The following is a 24132-nucleotide window of genomic DNA, read 5'->3' as shown; positions in this document are numbered from 1 at the left end:
AATCAGTCACCGTACACATTGAAATTGAAATATTTTTTAGCCAGCCGGTCATAAGTACCGTCATTGCGTATCGCCTTAATCGCCCCGTTGAGTTGTTCCAGCAGTTCGCTATTTTGCTTCGAAATGCCAATACCGGTACCCGGGCCAAAAATGGCATCATCTTTTACCTGCGGTTCAATCAGGCTGAAATTCTTTCCCTGGGGTTTGTCCAGCAACGCGGTGGTCACCACCGTCGCATCGTCCAGCGTCGCGTCCAGACGGCCGACGACTAAATCGGCGTAAACTGCCTCTGCTGCGGGATAGGAAACCAGTTCGACGCCTTGTGATTGCCAGTGTTTCTTCGCGTAGGCTTCGAACACTGAGCCTTGCTGCACGCCCACACGCTTACCACGCAGAGATTCGGCCAGAGGTTTGAGGCCGCTGTCTTTTGAAGCCACCAGATACGCCGGTGTGTTGAATAATTTATCGGAGAAGTTGATCGCTTTTTTACGCTCATCTGTAATCGACAACGAAGAAATAATGGCATCGAATTTACGCGCCTGAAGCGCGGGGATCAGACCATCAAATCCGTTTTCAACCCAAACACATTTCGCCTTGAGCTGAGCGCAAATCGCATTACCCAGATCAATATCAAACCCCTGCAGGCTGCCATCGGCAGCTTTAAACTCAAAGGGCGGAAATGTCGCGTCAGTACCAAACCGGATTTGTTGCTGCGCTGATGCGTGACCGGAAAGCCCGATCATCGCAAGGCCAAGGGAAAATAGGGCAAGCGTTTTTTTCATCATTCACTCCCGTTAAATATACCGTAAAATGTACCATGAAAGATATACGCCAGCAGGTAAGAATACGCAATCAATTTAATGATTTTAATCAGGTATAATAATAAGTTATGATGTTATGGTCTGTTTTTTTATCGGTGATTACCGTTCTGTGAAGGATATTTCCGGTGACAGATCAACGACTCATTGGCTAGAATAACCCCTGTTTTTTAATTTTATTGGGCTATAAAACAGACCATGACTGAGTTAAGTGAAAGTAAACGCCGCCCGCGGAAAGCCTATCTGGCGGCCAGGCAGGTGCTGCTGAATTTGTTAAACACGGAATTCAACGAAGGTGATCAAATTCCGGCAGAACGTGATCTGTCGGGCCTGTTGGGTATCAGCAGGATGACATTACGAAAAATTACAGATGAGCTTGTGAGCAGCGGAATGCTGGAAAGGCGGGGAAACCAGGGGACATGGCTGACTGAGACCACGATACAGCGGCCACTGACGCAGACAATCGAGCACGGCATCAGCAAAATCACGGAGTTAAATGGTGCGGTAGCGGGCAGCCGGTTGATTTATTTTCAGGAGGCCCAAGCCAGCCCGCGTATTGCCGCATTACTAAAAATTCAGGCTGGCGACCCTTTGGTGATGATTAAACGCCTGCGTCTCGCTGACGGTGAGCCTTTTTGTCTGGAAACCAGCTACCTGCCAAGGGCGATTATTCCGGACCTGACCGCTGAGATGCTTGAGCAGAGCGGTTCGCTGTATCGTCTTCTGGCAGAAAACTACGGTGTTTTAGGCGTTTCAGACGAAGGCACGCTCCGCGTGACCCTAATGAATGAAGAAGAACAGACGTTATTAAATGCACAACCCCATAGTCCTGCTCTGGTGTATCGGGGGGTGATTACTGACCGCTTGAATCAACCGGTTGAATATTTAGTGTCAGTAAACCATCCCCAGCGGGTGACATTTCGCATAAGCCACGGTAAATAGGTTTCAGTTCAGGCTCATGAATCACCAGACATCCCGGTGCTCAAAATCCGGCTGCGGCAAACCTCCAGAATCTCATCCGCAAGAGACGAATCATCAGGGCAGGCGCGGGATAACACCAGCGCACCGACAAGATGGGCAATCGTGTCAATCAGGTCGGCACGCGTGCTGCCTTCCACCTCTTTTTCATTTCCTAAAACTGCCAGCTGACGTTCAATTCCGGCGGCAAATGCCGCCCTGATTGACGCAGACTGACGGGCTGTATCGGCGCCCAGTGCCGACATCACACAACCTTTTCCCATATCAGCCCGATGTTGTCGGGAGAGGTAGTATTCAATAAATTTTTCCCGGTCTACACCTGCCGTGCTTTCTGCGGATCGCCTGAAACCGCAGCTCATCGCCTCCGACATCAGATCAGCCTTGGAACCAAAGTGTTTGTAGAACCCGCCGTGGGTTAAGCCTGCCGCAGACATCAGTTCCGCGACGCCCACGCCATCGTAACCGCGCTCACGAAAAAGTTCTGAGGCCGTTTCAACAATGCGCATCCGGTTTTCCCGAACCTGCTCTTTTGACACTTTCATGCTTTCCTGCCCCTCTCAAAAATAGGGTTTAAGTATACATTGATGATGACCATAATCAAACCGGTTGACTTTATAGATGATGATCATCATCATTACATTAACCTTTGACCCACCACTTAGCAGGCGAATAAACATGACCAACCGACCACTATTTCAACCCTATGATCTTGGCTCAATAACACTGGCCAACCACATCGTGATGGCACCGCTGACACGTAACCGGGCCGGAGCGGGGCTGGTGCCGGGCGAACTGGCGGCGACCTACTACGCCCAGCGTGCCACCGCAGGATTGCTGATTACCGAAGCGACGCAGATCTCCGCACAGGCGCAGGGTTATCAGGATACACCGGGGATCTATACACAAGCTCAAATCGATGGCTGGCGCAAAGTGACTGACGCGGTGCATGCCAAAGGCGGGTGCATATTTGTACAGCTATGGCACGTAGGACGAATTTCGCATGTCGATTTACAGCCCGGTGGCGCTGCGCCGGTTGCGCCGTCCGCCATCCGTGCTGAGACCAAGACCTTTGTGAACAACGGTTTTGCTGATGTCTCTGAGCCACGTGCGCTGGCGTTGCAGGAAATACCGGGGATTATCGACGATTTCAGAAAGGCAGCAGCCAATGCCATTGCCGCCGGATTTGACGGCGTGGAGATCCACGGCGCGAATGGATATCTGCTGGAACAGTTCCTGAAAGACGGCGCAAACCAGCGTACCGATGAGTACGGCGGCTCTGTCGGGAATCGTGCGCGCCTGCTGCTGGAAGTCACGGCGGCCGTAAAAGATGAGATCGGCGCAGAACGCACTGGCGTACGCATTTCACCAGTGTCACCTGCTAATGCGATTTCATGCAGTGATCCGCAGCCACAATATGATTACCTCGCTGAACAACTCGATGCATTGGGCATCGTGTACCTCCATGTGGTTGAAGGCGCGACGGGCGGCCCGCGTGATGTATCACCGTTCGATTACGACTCCCTGCGCCGCCGTTTTAAAAACACCTACATCGGTAACAATGGCTATGACCTGGAACTGGCGTCCGCTCAGCTTGCGCAAGGCAAAGCCGATCTGTTCGCGTTCGGTCGTCCGTTCATCTCCAACCCGGATCTGGTCGAAAGGCTGAAGACGGGCGCGCCTCTGGCCTCACTCAATCCTGAAACTCTTTATGGCGGTGGCGCAGCGGGATATACCGATTACCCGTCGCTGACGGAGACCAGCAAGTAAAGCCCTACCTACATCGCACATTGCGGATTTTGTTTACACATTAAGAAAGAAGATCAACTTATGACTAAAGCTTCAGTTCTCATCACAGGCGCATCCACGGGTATTGGTGCTGTTTACGCGGAACGGTTTGCCCGCCGGGGCCACGACCTGGTTCTGGTCGCGCGCGACAAAGCGAAGTTAGAAACACTGGCCGCGCGTCTGCGACAGGAAAATGGCATTTCTGTCGACGTTCTGCCTGCCGACCTCACGCAAACGCGTGATTTAGCCGCGGTCGAAGCCCGTCTGCGTGAAGACACACGGATTGGCATCCTTATCAATAACGCGGGTATCGCGCAGTCCGGCAGTTTTACCGAGCAGACGCCTGATTCGATAGAAAGCCTTATCGCGCTTAACGTCACCGCCCTGACCAGACTGGCCAGCGCCGTGGCACCACGCTTTGTGCAAGCGGGTGAGGGATCGATCGTCAACATCAGTTCCATCGTCGGACTCGCCCCGGAATTTGCCATGACGGTTTACGGTGCAACCAAAGCCTTTGTGCTTTTCCTGTCTCAGGGAATGAATGTCGAGCTGTCATCTAAAGGCATTTATATCCAGGCGGTGCTCCCTGCGGGCACTTATACGGAAATCTGGGACCGTGCGGGTATCGACATCAGTAACTCGGCAAAATTCATGGAAGTGGGCGAGTTAGTGGATGCCGCACTGGTGGGCTTTGACCGCCGTGAACTGGTCACCATCCCGCCTTTACATAATGCTGCCCGCTGGGACACCCTCGATGCTTCACGTCAGGCGCTGCTCTCAGACATCAAACAAGATGAAGCCGCTGAACGATATAAAACACGGTAATCAATGAGGTGCACTGTGCAGAACGGTCTTCCGGCTGTTCTGCACAGCGGTAAATCCGACATAAATCCCTTACAGCCTGTCGTCTCATCAGCGATGAGAAACCTTAAACACATCATGAAGGCCTTATTCAGCATGACAAAAAAACGTGTAGCACTGGTTACCGGTGCGTCCTCAGGTATTGGCGAAGCGTCTGCCTGTAAACTTTTAGCCGCTGGATTTACTGTATATGGCACGAGCCGGCGTGGTTCACAGGCGGGAAAACATCCGTTTCCGTTACTGACGCTGGATGTGACCGACGACGCTTCTGTCGGGGCCGCCATTGAGGAGTTGCTGGGTCTGGAGGGGCGGATCGATGTTCTGGTGAACAATGCGGGCTTTGGGGTCGCTCCGGCGGCGGCGGAAGAAAGTTCTGTCGATCAGGCCAAACACATTTTCGACACCAACTTTCTGGGCATCGTCAGGTTGAGCCGGGCAGTGATCCCTCATATGCGCCGTCAGGGCAGCGGGCGCATCATCAATATCGGTTCGATACTCGGCATCGTTCCGTTGCCGTATGTGGCACTTTATGCGGCCAGTAAGCATGCGGTGGAAGGGTATTCGGGTGCACTGGATCATGAACTGCGCACGCAGGGCATCAGAGTTTCTGTCATCGAACCTGCTTACATGAAAACACAGTTTGAAGCCAATAATATCGAGCCGGATGCCAGGCTTGAAGAGTATGACCAGATCCGGGCTAAGCTGACGAAAGTGGTGAGCAAGGCAATGGCTGAGGCGGAAAGTCCGGAGGTGGTGGCTGACGTGGTGGTTAAAGCGGCTCAGACTTCACGTCCAAAGATTCGCTATACGGCGGGAAAGCTGGCTGGTCAGTTGAATTTTATTCTCAGATTCGCCCCTGCGTCATTCCTGGATAAGGTGGTGCGCAAAAGTCTTCAGCTTGATGCGAAAAAATAAATGAAGAATAAGATGATGAAAGCATTTACGTTTAAACGCTACGGTAAATCCCCTGAGCCGTACACTAATAAGATATCTTTGACTCTGACGCCTGTTTGGCGCAGGCGGATGCGCCGGTTAATCCTGAGGATTTTAGCGGTCAAAAACGACACTCTGAGTTCGGAGTGTCATTCGACATTGGAAAAAAGAGTATTTCATTTCAGCGGGTTATTTGCGCAGCGGGGTTTTCCTGAATTTCCGATAAAACCGTATCAGAAGCCACATGCCAGGGGGTAAGCGCCGCCATTCGTGCAAGAACCTCAACCCCCTGCGACATACCGGGTGCAGCAGATGACATATCCTGCCCCAGTTCCCCGAGGTTGATGGACGGGTGATAACCCGCATATTCAGCACAGTCTTTCAGACCGTTAAGGACAAGCTGGCGGGCAGTGTCATCCGCCATACCTTTCCCGGTCAGCCAGCACGCTAAGCCCTCCGCCAGAAAATAAAAGCCATGACTCATACAAAGACTGACCGTGGCTAAGTCAAAGTCCGGCTCGTCAGGCAATACGGTCAGGGGGCCCAGCAGGGAAAATAAACGCTGAACCTCTTGATCAGCACCAGTCAGGATCACGCTCGATTTATTGATTTCAGCGGCGAAGGAAAACATCAGTCTGACACAATCAGTGTGTCTGAATAGCTTTCGCAGACTCTGTGATGGCAGCCCCGGCACCAGTGAAACCAGCGTTTGCGCGCTTCGCAACTGCACCTGATTTGCCATTTCATTCAGAGCATGGCGATCTACGCCGGTAATAATGACATCAGTCTCATTGATGACATCCTGGTAACTGTCCAGCGTCCAGCAGGGGAACTCTCTTCCCAGCTTGCGCGCGCGTTCGTTGTTTCCCGAAACCAGAAATACCTGTGCATCAGGCGCGGCAAGAAACAATCCTCGTACCAGTTTTTCAGTTAACGCGTCTACCTCCAGAATACCTATCCTTTTCATCAGTCCCCCGGTTATCAGTACGGCTCTGTCGTGTTATCAACGGTAAAAAGGTCGTCACGTCTGTGACACAAGTAAGGGAAGATCTGCGGCATCTTATGGTGTGGCCGTTTCCGGTGGCTGCCAGCCTCCGCCGAGCGCCCTGAACGTTGCAACAGCCGCGCGCGCAGATTCTGTCTGCGCCTGCGCCCTGGCGTCGGAAGCCTGTAACAGGGTTTCATCGTTGTGCAGGACGTCCATCAGGCTGGCCGTTCCCTGCCGGTAAGCGATAAAAGATGACTGGCGGGCGCTGGCCAGGGCGGTTTCACCGCGGGTCAGCGTGGCGGCCTGTGTTTCACGATTGACCAGAGCAGAGAAAGCATTTTCGACGTCTTCGGTGGCGCGTAATACCGACAGGCGATAGGCCGCGAGCGCTTCGGCTTCCTGGCCTTTCGCCTGATCTATCTGGGCGTTGATGCGACCAAAATCGAAGAGCCGCCAGCGCAGTCCCAGCACGGCTGCCGACTGGCTGGCACCGCCGGAGAACAGGTTGTCGCCCGACACAGCCGTCGCGCTGCCGAGCAGGGCACTGAGTGAAAACTTCGGATAATACTCACTGACCGCCACGCCGATACGTGCACTCGACGCCGCGAGATGGCGCTCCGCCACGATAATATCGGGTCTGCGGCGCAACAGGTCGGCAGGTGTGCCCGTTGAGGTTATCTGCGGAGCCTGCGGTATGGCACCCGGCAACGCTAACTCACTGCGATGGGTGCCGGGAGGCGTGCCGAGCATGACATCTAATGCATTCATGGCCGCATCAAGCCCGGTACGGAGAACCGGTACGGTTGCCTGAACCTGCGCCAGTTCCCCTTCGGTCTGGCGAACCTGATACGCCGGAGCCAGTCCTTTAGCATTCAGGAGTTGTACCTTTTCCAGCAGTTCCTGCTGCGTACTGACCTGTTTCTCCGCGATGGACAGCCGGGTTTGTAATCCGCGCAGGGTGATATAGGTATCGGCAGTCTGAGCCGCGACGGCAAGACGGGTGGCGGTGACACCCGCTTCGGAAGCCTGATAGTCAGCCAGTGCAGCCTGACGCCCGCGTCGCAGCCCCCCAAAAACGTCAATCTCCCAGCTTGCGTTGAGATCGGTTTCATAGCTATTGCCGTAGCGATTATAATCCGGTGTTGCGCTGAGAACCTGACCCAGCGGGGTTTCGGCCGACTGATACGCGCGTGCCGCTTGCCCGCTGACGTTCCCTGAAGGTAACAGCGCTGCTGTGGCCGCGCCCAGTCCGGCGCGTGACTGGGCCATGCGGGCGGTGGCCTGTGCGAGATCGAGATTCTGCGCGAGGGCGTCGGTAACGTACTGACTTAACAGGGGATCGCCGAAGCCGTCCCACCAGACGGCAAAACTGGCGGGTCTGGAGGCGCTTCTCTGCTGGACGGCAGACTGTGCCTGATAGCGTTCAGGAAGGGGGGCATCCGGGCGATGATAATCCGGCCCGACGGCGCAACCCGCCAGTAAGGCGCTGCTCACCACCAGTGCAAGAGTACGGAGGGGGAACATTGATATTCCTTGAGTCAGTTTTGAAGTGTGACTAAATTACCAAATGGTCACTCGTTGTCAATCAGGGCTCATTGAGCTAAGCTGGAAAAATGACTAAACACATAAATGTACATCCCCCAAGGGGGCCATCAGATCACAGTGTGCGTGATCAGGTCGTTGACGCTGCCACAGAGCATTTCGGGCATTTTGGTTACGAGAAAACCACGGTGTCAGAACTGGCTAAATCAATAGGGTTTTCAAAATCCTACATCTATAAATTTTTCGATTCCAAGCAGGCGATCGGCGAGGTGATCTGCACTAACCGGCTGGCGATGATCATGGCGATTGTCAATTCAGCGATTGCAGATGCCCCGTCGGCCTCCGAAAAATTGCGGCGTTTATTCAGGGCACTGACTGAAGCCGGCAGTGATTTGTTTTTTCACGATCGCAAGCTTTATGACATTGCTGCCGTGGCGGCGCGGGATAAGTGGCCGTCGGCAGAGGCTCATGAAGAGCGTCTGAGAACACTGATTGAACAAATCATTGTTGAAGGGCGGCAGGCGGGCGAGTTTGAACGAAAAACGCCGCTGGATGAGGCGGCGCACGCGATATATCTGGTCATGCGGCCTTACATCAGTCCGGTACAGTTGCAATACAATCTGGAAACGGCACCGGCGGCTGCGGCGCTCCTGTCCTCACTGATACTGAGAAGTCTGTCACCCTGAGTGGTGACTATTGACATTATTGGTCACTAGTCTGAGAATGCGGTTACTGTCCTGCTAATTCAATTAAGGGAACCCATGCTCAGGCTTAATCCTGCCACCTTTGCTGTTTGCCTGTTGCCGCTTGCCCTTGTGGCCTGCGGCGACTCTTCCGGTACCGACGATCCCCGTACTCAGCCTCCTCTGGTCAGATCTGCGACCGTGGTGAGTGCTGCCGATGCCTCCCGCGCATTTACCGGCGTTGTTGTCGCCCGGATTCAAAGCGACCTCGGTTTCAGAGTGCAGGGCAAAATCCTTGAACGCCTGGTCGATACCGGCCAGACCGTTAAACGCGGTCAGCCATTGATGCGTCTGGATCCGGTTGACCTGAGTCTGCAGGCACAGGCTCAGCAACAGACCGTCGCGGCGGCACGGGCCCGTGCAAGACAAGCGACTGATGACGAGGTGCGCTATCGCGGTCTGGTCGCTGCAGGCGCAGTGTCGGCATCGGCCTACGATCAGATAAAGGCCGCCGCGGATACGGCCAAAGCGGAACTCAGTGCGGCTCAGGCCCAGGCCAATGTGGCGCAAAACGCCACGGGCTACGCCGTGCTGCTGGCTGACGCCGACGGCGTGGTCATGGATACGCTGGCTGAACCCGGTCAGGTTGTCAGTGCCGGGCAGCCGGTGGTCCGGCTGGCCAGAGCAGGGCAACGCGAGGCCATCGTGCAGTTGCCTGAGACGTTACGCCCGGTTGCCGGAAGCGAGGCCGAAGCAACGTTGTACGGTACCGGTAAACAGGCTGTCCCTGCGAAACTGCGGCTTCTTTCCGATGCGGCAGATCCGCTAACCCGTACCTTCGAGGCGAGATATGTACTTGAGGGAGCACTGGCGAATGCCCCGCTGGGATCCACCGTGACGCTGCATATTGCAGACGATAAATTACCGGGCCAGGTGATGCAGGTGCCTTTAGCGGCCATCTATGATCCGGGCAAAGGGCCGGGGGTCTGGGAGATTTCAGGTAAGCCCGCCAAAGTGTCATGGCGGCCCGTGCAGGTGCAGGGATTGGGTGACGATGCGGCGAGGGTGACCGGTTCCCTTAAGCCGGGAGAGCAGGTGGTCGCTCTCGGGGCGCATCTGCTGCATGACGGTGAGGCCGTACGCCTGGCCGAACAAAGCGATGCCAGCGTCGCCGGGAGCCAGCCATGAGCGCGGGGCGATTCAATCTTTCTGCGCTCGCCGTGCGTGAGCGCTCAATCACGCTGTTCCTGATTATCCTGATTACCGTGGCCGGTATTCTTTCGTTTTTTGAACTGGGACGGGCTGAAGATCCGCCGTTTACGGTCAAGCAGATGACCATTATTTCTGCCTGGCCGGGTGCCACCGCGCAGGAAATGCAGGATCAGGTGGCTGAACCGCTGGAAAAGCGTATGCAGGAGCTGAAGTGGTATGACCGCAGCGAGACGTACACGCGTCCCGGTCTGGCTTTTACCATGCTTTCGCTGAAGGACAGCACACCGCCTTCACAGGTGCAGGAAGAGTTTTATCAGGCACGTAAGAAGCTGGGGGATGAGACCAAAAACCTGCCAGCAGGCGTCATCGGGCCAATGGTCAATGATGAATTCTCTGACGTGACCTTTGCGCTTTTTGCGCTGAAGGCCAAAGGTGAGCCACAGCGACTGCTGGTGCGCGATGCGGAATCGTTGCGCCAGCAAATTCTGCATGTGCCGGGGGTCAAGAAGGTCAATATCATCGGCGAACAGGCCGAACGCATCTTTGTGTCGTTCTCGCATGACCGGCTGGCCACGCTGGGTATTTCGCCTCAGGATATTTTCTCCGCCCTCAACAGCCAGAACGTCCTGACGCCCGCCGGTTCGATTGATACCAAAGGGCCGCAGGTCTTTATCCGCCTGGATGGCGCCTTCGACAAACTGGAGAAAATCCGCGAAACGCCCATCGTCGTACAGGGCAGAACCTTGCAGCTTTCTGACGTGGCAACCGTTGAACGAGGCTACGAAGATCCTGCGACCTTCCTGATCCGCAATCAGGGTGAACCGGCGCTGCTGCTGGGCATCGTTATGCGCGACGGCTGGAACGGTCTGGATTTGGGTAAGGCGCTGGATGCGGAAACGGCCAAAATCAATGAGGGCATGCCGCTGGGCATGACCCTGACCAAGGTCACCGATCAGTCAGTCAACATCAGCTCCGCCGTTGACGAGTTCATGATCAAATTCTTTGTCGCGCTGCTGGTGGTGATGGTGGTGTGCTTCGTCAGTATGGGCTGGCGCGTGGGCGTGGTGGTTGCCGCCGCGGTGCCGCTGACGCTGGCAATTGTCTTTGTGGTGATGGAGGCTTCCGGCAAAAACTTTGACCGTATTACCCTGGGCTCGCTGATCCTGGCGCTCGGGTTGCTGGTCGATGATGCCATCATCGCCATCGAGATGATGGTGGTGAAAATGGAAGAGGGCTACGACCGCATCAAAGCCTCGGCCTATGCCTGGAGTCACACGGCAGCCCCGATGCTGGCAGGCACGCTGGTCACCGCCGTCGGATTCATGCCCAACGGTTTTGCCCAGTCCACTGCCGGTGAATACACCAGCAACATGTTCTGGATTGTCGGTATCGCCCTGATTGCTTCCTGGATTGTGGCGGTAGTGTTTACGCCTTATCTGGGCGTGAAAATGTTGCCGAAAATCAAAACGGTGGAGGGCGGGCATGCGGCGATTTACGACACCCGTCATTACAACCGTTTTCGCCGGGTGCTGACCCGCGTCATCGCGCGCAAGTGGATAGTCGCCGGTACCGTTATTGCCGTCTTTACGGTCGCTATACTTGGCATGGGGCTGGTGAAAAAACAATTTTTCCCGACCTCTGACCGCCCGGAAGTACTGGTTGAAGTGCAGATGCCTTATGGCACTTCTATTGAGCAGACCAGCGCCACCACGGCGAAAATCGAAGCCTGGCTGAGAAAGCAGAAAGAGGCAAAAATCGTCACGTCCTACATCGGGCAGGGTTCACCGCGTTTTTATCTGGCCATGGCACCTGAGCTGCCTGACCCGTCGTTTGCGAAAATTGTCGTGCTGACGGACAGTCAGGAAGCACGCGAGGCGCTCAAGTTCAGGCTACGTGAAGCGGCGGCCAGCGGCCTGGCACCTGAGGCGCGCGTGCGTGTGACCCAACTGGTGTTCGGTCCGTATTCTCCTTATCCGGTGGCCTACCGGGTGATGGGGCCGGATCCTGATAAACTGCGCGAAATTGCAGACAAGGTCGAAAAGGTGATGCAGGCCAGCCCGATGATGAGGACCGTCAACACCGACTGGGGGCCGCGTGTACCGGCGCTGCATTTCACGCTCAATCAGGATCGCCTGCAGGCGGTGGGGCTGACATCGAATGCGGTCGCGCAACAGCTTCAGTTCCTGCTTTCAGGGGTTCCGATCACCTCGGTGCGTGAAGATATCCGTTCGGTGCAGGTGATGGGGCGGGCGGCAGGAGATATCCGGCTTGATCCGGAAAAAATCGCCGGTTTTACCTTAGTGGGTTCTTCCGGCCAGCGCATTCCGCTGTCGCAGATCGGGGAGGTTGAGGTGCAAATGGAAGATCCTGTTCTGCGCCGTCGCGATCGTACGCCGACCATTACCGTGCGGGGAGACATTGCCGAAAACCTGCAGCCGCCGGATGTCTCCACGGCAATGATCAAAGCGTTACAGCCGGTCATTGATACGCTCCCGGCCGGATACCGTATCGAGCAGGCGGGTTCTATTGAAGAATCCGGGAAAGCCACCGAGGCGATGGCACCGCTGTTCCCGATCATGATTGCCATGACGCTGTTGATTATTATCCTGCAGGTGCGGTCAATGTCGGCGATGGTGATGGTCTTCCTCACCGCGCCGCTGGGGCTGATTGGGGTGGTGCCAACGCTGCTGCTCTTTAACCAGCCGTTTGGCATCAATGCGCTGGTCGGCTTAATCGCGCTGTCGGGCATCCTGATGCGTAACACCCTGATCCTGATAGGGCAGATCCATCACAACGAACAGGAAGGGCTGCCGCCATTCCATGCGGTGGTGGAGGCAACAGTGCAGCGGGCCAGACCGGTGTTGCTGACGGCGATGGCGGCCATTCTGGCGTTTATCCCGCTGACCCACTCGGTGTTCTGGGGAACGCTGGCTTATACGCTGATTGGCGGGACGTTTGGCGGCACTATCATCACGCTGGTCTTCCTGCCGGCAATGTATGCCATCTGGTTCAGGATACGGCCCGATGAACAACAGCAGAACGCACGGACGGAATTAGCGTAAGCAGTCCCGGACGAATGGCTGAAGCGTATTTTTGTCGTGCAGTCTCACCACAGATCCTTGTCACAGGGCAAGGGTCTGTGGTTTTTCCCGTCCCGGCTGGCTTTTCTTGAGCAGCAGGGCATTCTTGCGAGGGTGCCCGGCCCCGACGACAGGCGCAAAGATTTCTGCACGCTGACCGAGAAAGGCCTCGACCTCATTCCTGTCGTGCTCATTTCTGCGAGTGCAGTGAGCGGAGCTGAAATCAGATTGCGGGTGTCCGCATCTGTTATGTTGCTGGTTTGCGGATCGCCCGGGTATTTGGAATTCAGTCTTTCAGATCATTAAGCAAAGGAAACAGTACTTCTCCGGCTTTAACTGCCGGTAGTTGTGAAGCCCTCAGAAGGGATGGGCAGTAATGGAGTTCTTTCGTAAGGTAAATGGCGGTTATAACGATTAAAGGGGAGTCATTATGGGAAGATTTCACGGTAAACGTGTACTTATAACGGGGGGCACCAGCGGTATGGGGCTGGCAGGAGCGCTGCGAATTGTGAAAGAGGGTGGACAAGTTGCCATCACAGGGCTGAGTGAAGAACGTCTGGCCCGGGCCCGTAAGCTGTTGCCGGACACTGCACTGATCCTGAAAAGTGATGCAGCAAGTGAGGCAGACATTGATGCGCTCGCAACGGCAGTCAGCGGCTGGGGGCATCTCGACGGGTTGTGGCTGAATGCGGGTTACGCAGAGGTTGGTGCACCGGAATCCGTTACGGCCGACGCCTTTAATCGCATGATGAATGCCAATGTTCGCGGGCCTATGCTCCAGCTTGCATCACTTTCCAACATTTTGAACCCAGGTGCATCAGTGTTGGTCACTGCATCGTCTTCAGTCTATGAAGGTGCGCCAATGACGAGCTTATATGCTGCAACAAAAGGTGCCGTTGTCGCCATGGTAAAAAGCTGGGCCGCCTCGCTGGCTGCACGCAACATTCGCGCCAACACGCTGGTGCCAGGGCCTGTCGAGACTAATTTTAGACACTTCATGCCCGAGGAGTCGCGGCAACAGTTTGAAGATTTTGTAGTAAGCCAGGTGCCTCTCAGACGAGCCGGTACAGCTGATGAAGCGGCTGCCGTCGCACTTTTTCTGCTCTCAGATGATGCGTCTTACGTAACCGGAAGCCAGTACGCTGTGGATGGCGGACTGGTTCACTTGTGAGTTCAATCTGCCTCAGCGGCTTATTAACCGTATTTTCACTCATTGGTTTATAGAAATTACGGATGCCGGGGCAACGTGTTTAAAGGATTTTTGCGGATGGTTTAATTTGCGGATTTTTGTGTCGTTAAGAGACATTTGGGGGTCACTCCGTCATCGAACCAACATGACCCCAAATCTGACCACCAAATTCTCCCGATGCGGAGGGAAAACTGAAAATGCATCGGGAAGACTTTTCACGCTAACTCATTGAATTCGAATCATATAGGGATTCGCAAAGTGGCATGAAAACAAGAATTTGGCTCCTCTGACTGGACCTGAATCCAAGCTCTAACCAATTGATGAAATAAAAGTTTCATGGATAAACCAAATTGGTTAGGACTTAATTATGGACTCATTTTATAGCGGTTGCCAGCATCCAGCATCCAGCATTTGAATGCTGAATTTATTCGAGGGAATCGCTTTGATCTGAGCGAAGTTGGTAACTAAACAAAATTCGGGTCGCTTGCCCTTCAAGTACACTTCGTGCAGACTCAGTGCCAATCACGCACAGACAACCAACTGAGCCGCTTCACGTTTGAACTCTGCACTAAAATTTCTTTTTTTCATTGGAGCATCTGTGTTGTTCTGAGGTAAGCATATCACCTCTGTTCAGGTGGCCAAATTCAGTGTGCCACTTCAAATTTACCCGTCTCATGGCGACATCAGGTTGAGATAAAACTGCGCGAGTGGATGGCAATGGTCTGGGAATAAGTTAAAAAATAGCTCATGCAACGGCTGGGCCATATGTACTAGCGTCAGTTAATCTGAAAGAAATCCCAGGATATTTTCAGGTTTTGGATTACTGTATAACAGTCAACCGCCACCGATCGGTTATGCGGTCGATGACGGCCTTTATAGACTTGCTGAAACACATCACCTTTGATAGCTGGTGAAGGCTCGCTGTCTGAACTGCTAGATTCCGGGTTTCAGGTCCATACCAGAAGGCCGGGGTTTTCTTATCTGAGATATAAGCGAAACTTCATCAATAAATACTCGATAGGGGCGTGTTACAATGAACTCGATATATTCCGCAATATCTTCAGGTTGAAGTAACGTTGAACGATCATCATCGTGGTTTTCAGCTCGCTGCTGGGTATCAGCTGCACCTGGGCAAACTGCAGTTGCCTTCACACCAAACTCCACACCTTCCGAGTCTGTTGTCTGTGTTAATCCCAACATACCAAACTTGGAAGCGGCGTACGCACCAAATTTTGCCGAAGCTTGCTTACCAGCTCTCGAAACGACATTTATGATATGACCACTACGTCGGTCGCACATGTGTTGGAAAAATGCCTGAGTACAAAGGAAGGTACCTCTGAGATTGATAGCCATCATCCAATCCCAGTCTTCTACCTTCGTATTGGTAATAGAATTATGAATTGCGACACCAGCGTTATTCACGAGAAAATCAACCGTACCGAAACGATCGAAAGCTGCTTTTGCCAGAGCAGCAACTTCTGCCTTGTACTGGATGTCAGTCTTAACAGCAAGCGCCTCTGCACCAACTGCACGGACTTCAGCCGCAACTGCCTCAATCTGGTCTTCCTCAATAGCAGCAAGCACGATGTTACAACCTTGCTTGGCGAGGGCTAGTGCTGTGGCACGACCAATTCCGCGCCCGGCTCCAGTGATAACGGCTGTTTTACCTTTAAGTTTCATGGTCTTCTTCTTCCTCAGTAACCTGACTGTACGAACCGCTATTACGCCATGACCAGTTAGAGTAAATCCAATCAGGCGCAAACTTGGGAGGTGTGAAGCGGTACAAGTTCGCATCAATATATCTGATACAGTCTCAATTTAGATTGGTGTATACCAATGTGTCAATGCTATTCAATGAAAAGTTAATAGCCAACGGAAAAACTTTGCCTATAATAGTGAGCTATGTACCACTTTACGCATACCAATTGGAATGGAAAGCCCTTGGATATAGAACCAATGTACATCCAACTCCAGCAAGAACTGCTGCAATCAATTCAACGACGTGAATTCGAGCCTGGCAGCCGCTTTCCATCAGAACGGGAACTCTCTCAGAAATTTGGAACAAGCCGGGTGACGATCAGAAAAGCGATCGAACGCCTTGTACAGATGGGGGTGCTGGAGCGTCGAGGAACTAGCGGCACTTATCTTCCTGATCTCCTGTTTGACCGGCCAATAAGCGAGCACGTAGCTTACAGTGTTTCTGATGTGGTTAAGAAAGCGGGGCATGTGCCCGGATCTAGGCTCCTCTTTTTCGAAAGAAATGTTGCTGATAAGCATATAGCGAATATGCTCTCCATAGCCGTTGGCGATCCAGTTCTCTCTATCCAGAGATTGCGCACCGTAGACGGAGTTCCAGTATGCCTGGAGTTCTCCCAGATTCCGGCCAGACTGGTACCCGGGCTTTCTGCTGCTGATGTCATTGAGAATAAATCATTGTATGTTCATATACGGAATAAATACCTGTTTAATCTCCATAGCAAATCATCGCGCGTAAGTATTCATCGAGCAACAGAAGAAGAGTCAGATTTTTTGAACATACCCTGGGGGACATCCGTCTTGAAATTTGTAGCAATAAGTATTACTTCTGACGGAACCCCATTTGAATATCTCTGTTCACTTAATCACCCCGATTACGTGAGCTTCTCAATTACCAATAGTGGTCAAGCTCTTTCGGGAACAACCCCGATGGTAACAATGATGATGAACGATGAGCCTCTATAAACCAGCAGTTAGCTGAGTTTATATAGCCTTCAATTTCCCCTTTTATAGCGCCTCTCCCAGCCAGATACCTCTTGGTATACATCAATCTGACAAGCAAATTCCATTGCTTGTCAGCCGTTTTACTTTCATCTTCTCAAAATACTTCAAATTTTATTTTTATCAGCAAAAACATATAGATGCATGATATTCGATCGCCTTTTATGTCAATCCTAACTTGTTGGGAATTTCACGCAAAGAGGTAATGAAAATGTGACTCACTATACAATTTACTTATAATTAGTCACATTTTGGTAATATTAAATTGACACTGGTTTTTTTGATATCTAAGTTGGTATACACCAATTGGCGGTCAGTTTCACATTTGCACGTAGTTAATTTTCTTTGACGATTAATTTGCCACCGCATTCAGAGCGCAACATCAGAGAAAAAACATCTTTCAGTTCAAAGAGCTGTAAGTATGGCGAATCTCTCTTCTGTAACGGGCAATTCAGTCACAACTTTTAAAAAAAGAGGTTGAAATGAATTACATACGTCATCGTCTTGCGGTTTTTTCCGCATCGGCACTAATTATGCTTGGCGGGATGGTTTCAGCGAGTGCAGCGGACATCGTCATAGTGGGCGCGGGTGGAATTTCGCAAGAAGCTCAGAAAAAGGCGCTCTGGGAACCTGCCGCTAAAGCGCTTGGTTGGACTTTTGAGGAGGACACTTCTCAAAGCTGGACTGAGGCAAGGGCGCAGGTTGATGCCGGCGCAGTCAGCTGGGACATCATTTCTCTCAATATGGGTGAGGTTCAACTTGCAGTGGATGCTGGCGTCATAATCAAGCTTCCTTCAGACATTGTTGACCGTAAAGATTTCGTACCTGGTTCAGTGAATGATTATTGCGTAGGTAACAGCGTTTTCTCAACAGTAGTTGCTTATAGCACCAAAAAATATGGAAACAACGGCCCGAAAACCATGCAGGATTTCTGGGATGTCAAAAAATTCCCAGGCAAACGTGGACTATTCCGTAGTCCGCGTGGAAATCTGGAAGCGGCTGCACTTGCACTTGGTCACTCGCCATCTGAGGTTTACGATTTCCTCTCGACTGATGCGGGTAAGAAAGCTGCATTTGACAAGATTGCAGAACTCAAGCCGTACGCAATCTGGTGGGATAGTGGTGCTCAGGCTACTCAACTGGTGAAGGACGGCGAGGTCGACATGATTTATGGCTGGAATGGTCGTCTCCAGGCCGCAATTGACGATGGCGCGCCGTTCAAAATCAACTATAAAGACGGCCTTCTGGATAGCGATTGCTATGCGGTAGTGAAGGGGGCTCCTCACACAAACAATGCGATCAGGTTTATCAAGGAGATTTCCAAACCTGAGTATATTAAAAATCTTCCGAAATATATGGCCTATGGCGGCGCCAATCTTAAGGCCTACGCTCAATACGACGAAAAGACCCTGTCTCGCCTTGCATCTTCCCCGGAGAATGCGAAGCAACAATACCCGACTAATGTCGACTTCTGGGGCAAGAACGGTACAACCCTATCCGAGGCTTTCGACAATATGATTCTGTCTAAATGAACTGCGTGAAATGGTGGCGACCTGGTCGCCGCCACTTTTGATTTGACTTCATTTTAGTATAGCAACCTCAATATCGAGAGAAGGTGTCCAGTGTCGCTAATAGATAATACCACTGCATTCAAAACCAACGTTTCCGACGGAAAGTCGCTGCCAATTTCCATAAATAATATCACTAAGACATACGGAAAAGTACCAGCACTTAACAACGTTAGCCTTGACATCAAGAGTGGCGAGTTCATGACTTTGCTAGGCCCATCGGGGTCGGGGAAAACCACGCTTCTGATGGCCCTTGCAGGTTTTATTCGGCCTGATCATGGATCGATCAAATTTGGAGAGGAGGAGATCGTACTTACGCCCCCGCATCGCCGCGGCATCGGTATGATGTTCCAGAGTTACGCGCTCTTCCCGCATATGAGTGTGTTCGCCAATATCGCATATCCACTGAAAATTCTTGGTCGCTCGAAACCAGAAATTAAGGCTGCGGTAGCTGAAGTCCTTGAGACGGTTCAATTGCAAGGATATGAATCGAGGCACATTTCAGAGCTGTCCGGTGGCCAACGACAACGTATCGCACTTGCCCGAGCTATTGTATCAAGGCCCAAGATCCTCCTGATGGACGAGCCTCTCTCGGCTCTCGATAAAAATCTGCGTGAACTCATGCAAGTTGAAATTAGAGCCATGCATGAGCGCCTTGGTATGACTACGGTCCTTGTTACACATGACCAGCGGGAAGCGCTGACTATGTCTGATCGTATTGCCGTTCTTCACCGTGGGAAAATTTCGCAGAACGATACACCTGACCGAATTTACAATGCCCCAAATAGTGCTTTCGTCGCTGCATTTATGGGTGAATCATCGTTCCTGCGAGTTACGGTTACAGACTCGGGGTACACATATGACGGTAAGCCGCTAAAAATTGCATTGAATACGTCCGTCGGTAAGACAGGATTGCTTGTCATACGACCGGAAAAGCTTGAACTTTTCAGTTCACATGTGGAACACCAAGATTCTAATCACTTCTATGGAATCCTTGAACGAATTCTGTTCCAGGGAGACAGCTGTTTAATTTTCATTCGACTCGCGGACGGAAATCTAATAAGCATGCGGCGTCATAATACACATGTCGGGCACGCGAGCCTCCCGCAGGTTGGTTCACAGATAACAGTGGTCCTTCCTGAGAGTGAAAGCATTATTGTCGCAAACGACAAGGAGGTATAACCATGACAATTGCTATGCTTCCTGTTACCCCAAGTGTTACACCAAAGCAAAATGAAAATGCTCTCCATCGCGCTGGTCGGCTGGAGAGTTTGGGACTGACTTCGCTTGCTATTCCCGGTGTGGCATTGATTCTGGTAACTATTGTTTTGCCACTGAGTGTGATGGTGTTTCTGTCCTTCGTTGAACAGAATGGAACGTTCACCTTTGAAAACTATGAGCGTTTGTGGAGTACTCCCATTTACGCTGAAGTTTTCAGGATGACCTTCGCGGTTTCACTCTATACCACGGTTCTTGTTGCCTTATTCGGCTATCCGCTTGCATATCTTCTCGTTCAACTGCCGGAGCGATTTCAGAATGCTGCGCTTCTCGTCGTGCTCCTTCCTTTCTGGACGGCAGTTCTGGTGCGAACGTATGCATGGCTTGTCCTTCTCCAGAACCAAGGCATCATTAACCATGCACTGATGAAATTAGGGATTATCAATACGCCGCTTGAACTGAGCCACAATCTTCTCGGTGCACTTATTGGTATGGTCCACATCATGCTGCCGTTTATGGTGCTACCGCTGTATGCGTCAATGAAAGCGATTAACAGCGACCTGATGACAGCAGCGTCAAATCTAGGTGCGAGCCCTTCTCGTGCATTCCGCGATGTCTATTTCCCCTTATCGCTGCCCGGTTTCCTCTCCGGCACGCTCATCGTCTTCGTGTTGTGCCTGGGATTCTATGTGACACCTGCAGTTTTAGGCGGCGGACGTGTGATCATGGCTGCGATGCGAATTGATGCAAATATTCGACTTTACTCAAGTTGGGGAGCGGCCAGTTCTTTGGGGGTCGTTCTACTTCTCATTACCGTCATTCTTATCATTGTTGCTTCGATTATCGCCAAAAAAACAGGGCAAGGGGTGTTCCGATGAAGTGGTTACTTCGACCCGCCTCAAGTACACAGATCACTCATTTACAGCGTCTGTGGCTTTACGTACTTGCAGTACTGACAGGTATATTCCTGGTTGCGCCGACGCTTATCGTAATCCCGATGTCCTTTTCGGCATCGGACTATCTGGAATTCCCACCACGAGCATTGTCGTTTCGCTGGTACGAGAACTATTTCAGTTCTGACGCATGGATGCGCGCAACCTTCATCTCAGTGCGTGTTGGTTTACTTTCTATGACCTGCGCTACGATCATTGGGACAGCAGCAGCGTATGGCCTCTGGGCCGGTCGGGTCTTCGGACGGACTGTCCTTTTTGGACTTTTTGCCTTGCCGATGGCGGTACCGATCATTCTGTTGGGAATCGGAGCGCTGTTTGTTTTTGCAAAAGTTGGCTTGGTTAATACGACCCTCGGTCTGACATTGATGCATACAGCGCTTGCACTCCCATTCGTCATGATTGTCGTCACAGCAGGCCTCGCGTCGTACGACTCAACACAGGAGCAAGCCGCAAGAAGCCTCGGTGCTACACGTACTTACGCATTTTTCACAGTGACGTTACCGCAGATCAAATTTTCAGTGATATCCGCGATGCTCTTCTCCTTCTTTGCATCTTTCGATGAGGTCGTTGTAGCTATGTTTATATCGACTGGAACCGGAGCAACTCTGAACCGGCGTATGTTTAACGCGCTTCGAGACCAGGTTGATCCGACGATCGCCGCCATCTCGACATGCCTGATTGCCGTCTCGGTCCTGTTGATTGTACTCGGACAAATCTTCAGGCCGCGTCAACCTAATTGACCAAAATTGGTCAGACCAAGCACAAAGTGTGTGCCTTTCAACTCCCAGAAAATGTTAAGGAAAGTATCAAATGACTACCGAAAAGACTGATAACCAGATCGCAGACGCGTTGCGTGCCGTTGCAGAGCGCAAAAGCGTCACGGACATTTACTTTGTCGCTTGCGGCGGTTCCTACGCTCATATGTTACCGAACCAGTACATCGTCGAGCGCGAAGCTGAACAACTCAATGGTATCGCGCTGAATGCCGCTGAGTTCAAAGCTCGTGCACCGAAGCGACTTGGAGAGTCGTCAGTCGTAATTCTTTGCTCTCACTCTGGCAATACGCCGGAAACGGTCGAAGCGGCGGAAATTGCCCGCAAAGCAGGCGCTCTGACAATTTCTCTAACGCATGACCTCGGTAGCCCGCTGGATATCGCTTCCGAATACACGGTAACTTACATTCACGAACCTACAACGATTTCCCCGATTCATTCGGCTTCTGTTCTCACCCGTCTTACTTTTGGTATCCTTGAAGCTCGCGAAGGAAATAAGAAGGTCAAGGATCTCAACCAGGCGCTGGCGGCCCTCCCTGCTATCGTCGAATCCGTTGTCAAGGATCACGAGTCGGCAATCGCAGAATTTGCAGAAGCTCATAAGCGGGAAGCCATCATATACACGATGGCTTCGGGCTCGAATTACGGCGTGGCCTACTCTTTCGCTATCTGCATCCTTCAGGAGATGCAGTGGGTTCACTCTGCCGCCATTCATGCGGGCGAGTACTTCCACGGTCCGTTTGAGATCACGGATTTCGATGTACCATTTATCCAGTTGATCGGTGTCGGTCCGTCACGGGAAGTCGATGAACGCGCGCTTGCCTTCGCAGAAAAGTACAGCAAGCGTGTAACGGTCCTTGATGCAAATGATTTTGGAGTGTCAAAACTGCCAGAAAGCGTTGCAGAATACGTGACCCCTCTCATCTTTTCGCCCGTCCTGCGCAACTACGCAAACAAGCTTGGGGAGGCAAAAGGCCACCCGCTCACCGTTCGCCGCTACATGTGGAAGCTTGAATATTAAATAAACCAGGAGGCGGTTCGCTGGTCGGATCGCCTCCCACCGTTGTTTAGTTATGTTTGGAAAACCTCACTATGGCCAATAATATTCCCTATCAGGCTGGGCTTGTCAGCATAGGTGACAACGTGGTGGATCTCTACGTTGACCAGAAAATATACTACCCAGGAGGCAACGCGTTGAATGTTGCCGTTCTCGCACGTCGTTTTGGCCTTGAGGATGTTGCCTATATAGGTCTTATTGGTGATGACGAAGAGGGTTCCCATGTTCACTCTTGTCTCATCGCTGAAGGTTTGTCAGATGCACATTTGCGTCAGGCAAAAGGTGAGACAGGCAAAGCCAAGGTTAACATTGTTGATGGTGATCGTGTTTTCATTGGATCAAACAAGGGGGGGGTGCGTAAGCGACTGATGCTTCGCATGGACGAAGACGATATCGCTCTGATTTCCCGACTCGGTCACGTGCATTCGTCGTGTTTCAGCTATATAGAATCTGAGCTGCCCCGTATACGCGCTGTTGCGAAAGAGGTTTCCTTTGACTTCTCTACCGGACGAGACCTTGAATATCTTTCTGCGGTCTGCCCACTTGTCACGCTTGCCTTCTTTTCCGGTTCTGATTTGTCAGATGAAGAAACGGAAATATTCATACACGAGATGCATGCCTTAGGTGCACCAGCTGTTTGCGTTACGCAGGGCGAACGAGGAGCTGTTTACAGTGAAGCTGGACGTATAACAAGACAAGAAATTGTGAAGGCAAACCTTGTTGATACAATGGGCGCCGGCGATGCTTTTATCGCAGGTTTTCTCGCCGCGCATATTAAGGGGGCATCGCTGGATTCAGCTCTGGCTCATGCTTCAGCTTCAGCAGCAAAAGCATGTGAATGGCCGGGCGGTTTTGGACATCCTCATCCGGCAAAATAGAGATATCTCGTCCCTCAGGCCATCATCATTCAAAATTGGCCATACACACCACATACAATGTGGTGTTTGAAGTCCTCTCCATCTATTCCCAGTAGAATCGCTGAGCAGCGGTCCTACTGGGTGTAATATGACCACCTTTAGTTCAAATCTGTTTTTCCTGTAAAGAACAAAAAATTAGATGTTGCCAATTATCTCCTTACTTATTTAGTACTGCATGGATTATTTTTTGTAGTAAAATGTTGTTTTTGTGGTTTCTGGAAGTAGTAATGCTAACACTAAGCGGTATCGTGAAATAAATAACAGCACTTCTTCTTGTGTGAATTATTAAAATAAGGAATTAATTCTGATCTTAATAATTTTTATTCACGAACTAATAATTAGATAGTCAATATGGCAATAATTGGTGTCGTTCTATTTAATAATAAGTTACTGCATTTTGAAAAAAACGCATGCGCACTGTGTTAATTAACAACAAATTTTATATATTTAATCAGTGGTCGTTAATGTAGGTGTAACAGGAATAAGTGTTGTGCTTTATTTTATAGCCTATGACAAAGGGCACCTAGTTGAGAATTTTATGAACCGTCACCGGCAGATAGGAACAGTGGGAGGTAGCGCTCTAGACGCGACCCTTCCTAAAGAGAAAGGGGGTAATTGTCCCCGGATACTAAGCTTCTTGGATTATCTCATAATATCCACGTTTTGCTCAACGCCTGAAGCCCAGGTAGCATGTTATTATTGCCAACTATAAACAATCCGGCGCTTTTATCGCATTTCAATCGCGGCTGTTTCCAGTTCAATTGATGGGGCCCGTAAGGGGCTCGCGGGCGATGAAGACGAAGAGGTGTGAGAAATAGGT

General features: G+C 51.7%; 20 protein-coding genes. 15 read left to right on the top strand and 5 right to left on the bottom strand.

The genetic code is table 11. The features are described 5' to 3' along the window. Nucleotides 1–2: 2 nt before the first annotated feature. Nucleotides 3–782 carry an ABC transporter substrate-binding protein gene (locus HGO41_RS07505; protein ID WP_112151855.1) on the bottom strand — a complete coding sequence of 260 codons (780 nt, stop codon included), beginning with the start codon at nt 780–782 and terminating at the stop codon, nt 3–5. Between the two features lie 234 nt (nt 783–1016). On the opposite strand from HGO41_RS07505, the gene HGO41_RS07500 reads away from it, so the two are divergent. Beyond that, complete coding sequence (locus HGO41_RS07500) at nt 1017–1760, top strand: GntR family transcriptional regulator (protein WP_013575220.1); 744 nt, start codon at nt 1017–1019, stop codon at nt 1758–1760. 14 nt (nt 1761–1774) lie between these two features. Here HGO41_RS07500 and HGO41_RS07495 read toward each other — a convergent pair whose 3' ends face one another. Beyond that, nucleotides 1775–2338 carry a TetR/AcrR family transcriptional regulator gene (locus HGO41_RS07495; protein ID WP_015689776.1) on the bottom strand — a complete coding sequence of 188 codons (564 nt, stop codon included), beginning with the start codon at nt 2336–2338 and terminating at the stop codon, nt 1775–1777. A gap of 133 nt (nt 2339–2471) precedes the next feature. Between HGO41_RS07495 and HGO41_RS07490 the strand changes: the two genes are divergently transcribed. The 3 genes from HGO41_RS07490 to HGO41_RS07480 all read left to right on the top strand — a co-directional run bounded on the left by HGO41_RS07490 (nt 2472) and on the right by HGO41_RS07480 (nt 5357). Continuing rightward, nucleotides 2472–3563: an alkene reductase gene (locus HGO41_RS07490; RefSeq protein WP_121019408.1), complete on the top strand. Its 1092-nt coding sequence runs from the start codon at nt 2472–2474 to the stop codon at nt 3561–3563. A gap of 60 nt (nt 3564–3623) precedes the next feature. After that, entirely contained in the window at nt 3624–4406 is a 783-nt protein-coding gene (locus HGO41_RS07485; RefSeq protein ID WP_250980927.1) for an SDR family NAD(P)-dependent oxidoreductase, read from the top strand. A gap of 132 nt (nt 4407–4538) precedes the next feature. Further along, nucleotides 4539–5357 carry an oxidoreductase gene (locus HGO41_RS07480; protein ID WP_250980926.1) on the top strand — a complete coding sequence of 273 codons (819 nt, stop codon included), beginning with the start codon at nt 4539–4541 and terminating at the stop codon, nt 5355–5357. Nucleotides 5358–5556: 199 nt separating this feature from the next. On the opposite strand, the gene HGO41_RS07475 is transcribed toward HGO41_RS07480, so the two are convergent. Both HGO41_RS07475 and HGO41_RS07470 read right to left on the bottom strand, forming a co-directional pair. Further along, nucleotides 5557–6342 (bottom strand): NAD(P)-binding domain-containing protein, encoded by a 786-nt coding sequence (locus HGO41_RS07475; protein ID WP_013575225.1) that lies wholly within the window; start codon nt 6340–6342, stop codon nt 5557–5559. A gap of 93 nt (nt 6343–6435) precedes the next feature. Next, nucleotides 6436–7887 carry an efflux transporter outer membrane subunit gene (locus HGO41_RS07470; protein WP_250980925.1) on the bottom strand — a complete coding sequence of 484 codons (1452 nt, stop codon included), beginning with the start codon at nt 7885–7887 and terminating at the stop codon, nt 6436–6438. A gap of 89 nt (nt 7888–7976) precedes the next feature. On the opposite strand from HGO41_RS07470, the gene HGO41_RS07465 reads away from it, so the two are divergent. From HGO41_RS07465 to HGO41_RS07450, 4 genes are all read left to right on the top strand, one after another. After that, complete coding sequence (locus tag HGO41_RS07465) at nt 7977–8591, top strand: TetR/AcrR family transcriptional regulator (RefSeq protein ID WP_013575227.1); 615 nt, start codon at nt 7977–7979, stop codon at nt 8589–8591. A 75-nt stretch (nt 8592–8666) separates the two neighbouring features. Beyond that, nucleotides 8667–9776: an efflux RND transporter periplasmic adaptor subunit gene (locus HGO41_RS07460; RefSeq protein WP_013575228.1), complete on the top strand. Its 1110-nt coding sequence runs from the start codon at nt 8667–8669 to the stop codon at nt 9774–9776. Next, the gene (locus HGO41_RS07455) at nt 9773–12862 is read left to right on the top strand and encodes an efflux RND transporter permease subunit (RefSeq protein WP_013575229.1); all 3090 of its coding nucleotides are present in this window, start codon (nt 9773–9775) and stop codon (nt 12860–12862) included. Before HGO41_RS07460 ends, HGO41_RS07455 begins: the two co-directional genes overlap by 4 nt. A 448-nt stretch (nt 12863–13310) precedes the next feature. Further along, on the top strand, nt 13311–14051 hold the full coding sequence (locus HGO41_RS07450; protein ID WP_013575230.1) for an SDR family oxidoreductase: 741 nt from the start codon (nt 13311–13313) through the stop codon (nt 14049–14051). A gap of 951 nt (nt 14052–15002) precedes the next feature. Here the strand turns inward: HGO41_RS07450 and HGO41_RS07445 are convergent. Further along, the gene (locus tag HGO41_RS07445) at nt 15003–15749 is read right to left on the bottom strand and encodes an SDR family oxidoreductase (protein WP_250980924.1); all 747 of its coding nucleotides are present in this window, start codon (nt 15747–15749) and stop codon (nt 15003–15005) included. 261 nt (nt 15750–16010) lie between these two features. Here HGO41_RS07445 and HGO41_RS07440 point away from each other — a divergent pair, with 261 nt between their 5' ends. The 7 genes from HGO41_RS07440 to HGO41_RS07410 all read left to right on the top strand — a co-directional run bounded on the left by HGO41_RS07440 (nt 16011) and on the right by HGO41_RS07410 (nt 23273). Continuing rightward, nucleotides 16011–16790 carry a GntR family transcriptional regulator gene (locus tag HGO41_RS07440; protein ID WP_250980923.1) on the top strand — a complete coding sequence of 260 codons (780 nt, stop codon included), beginning with the start codon at nt 16011–16013 and terminating at the stop codon, nt 16788–16790. Nucleotides 16791–17308: 518 nt separating this feature from the next. Then, nucleotides 17309–18358: an ABC transporter substrate-binding protein gene (locus HGO41_RS07435; protein ID WP_250980922.1), complete on the top strand. Its 1050-nt coding sequence runs from the start codon at nt 17309–17311 to the stop codon at nt 18356–18358. Nucleotides 18359–18448: 90 nt separating this feature from the next. Next, complete coding sequence (locus HGO41_RS07430) at nt 18449–19576, top strand: ABC transporter ATP-binding protein (protein WP_250980921.1); 1128 nt, start codon at nt 18449–18451, stop codon at nt 19574–19576. A gap of 2 nt (nt 19577–19578) precedes the next feature. Continuing rightward, entirely contained in the window at nt 19579–20490 is a 912-nt protein-coding gene (locus HGO41_RS07425) for an ABC transporter permease (RefSeq protein ID WP_250980920.1), read from the top strand. Further along, a complete protein-coding gene (locus HGO41_RS07420) occupies nt 20487–21305 on the top strand; it encodes an ABC transporter permease (RefSeq protein ID WP_250980919.1) in 819 nt (272 codons plus the stop codon). Before HGO41_RS07425 ends, HGO41_RS07420 begins: the two co-directional genes overlap by 4 nt. Nucleotides 21306–21375: 70 nt before the next feature. Next, the gene (locus HGO41_RS07415; protein WP_250980918.1) at nt 21376–22359 is read left to right on the top strand and encodes an SIS domain-containing protein; all 984 of its coding nucleotides are present in this window, start codon (nt 21376–21378) and stop codon (nt 22357–22359) included. 71 nt (nt 22360–22430) lie between these two features. Further along, on the top strand, nt 22431–23273 hold the full coding sequence (locus tag HGO41_RS07410) for a PfkB family carbohydrate kinase (protein WP_250980917.1): 843 nt from the start codon (nt 22431–22433) through the stop codon (nt 23271–23273). The last annotated feature ends 859 nt before the right edge of the window (nt 23274–24132 follow it).

It is taken from the genome of Rahnella sp. CG8, assembly GCF_023701875.1.
GTDB classification, from domain to species: domain Bacteria; phylum Pseudomonadota; class Gammaproteobacteria; order Enterobacterales; family Enterobacteriaceae; genus Rahnella; species Rahnella aceris.
This window is presented reverse-complemented; position numbering and strand designations above follow the sequence as displayed.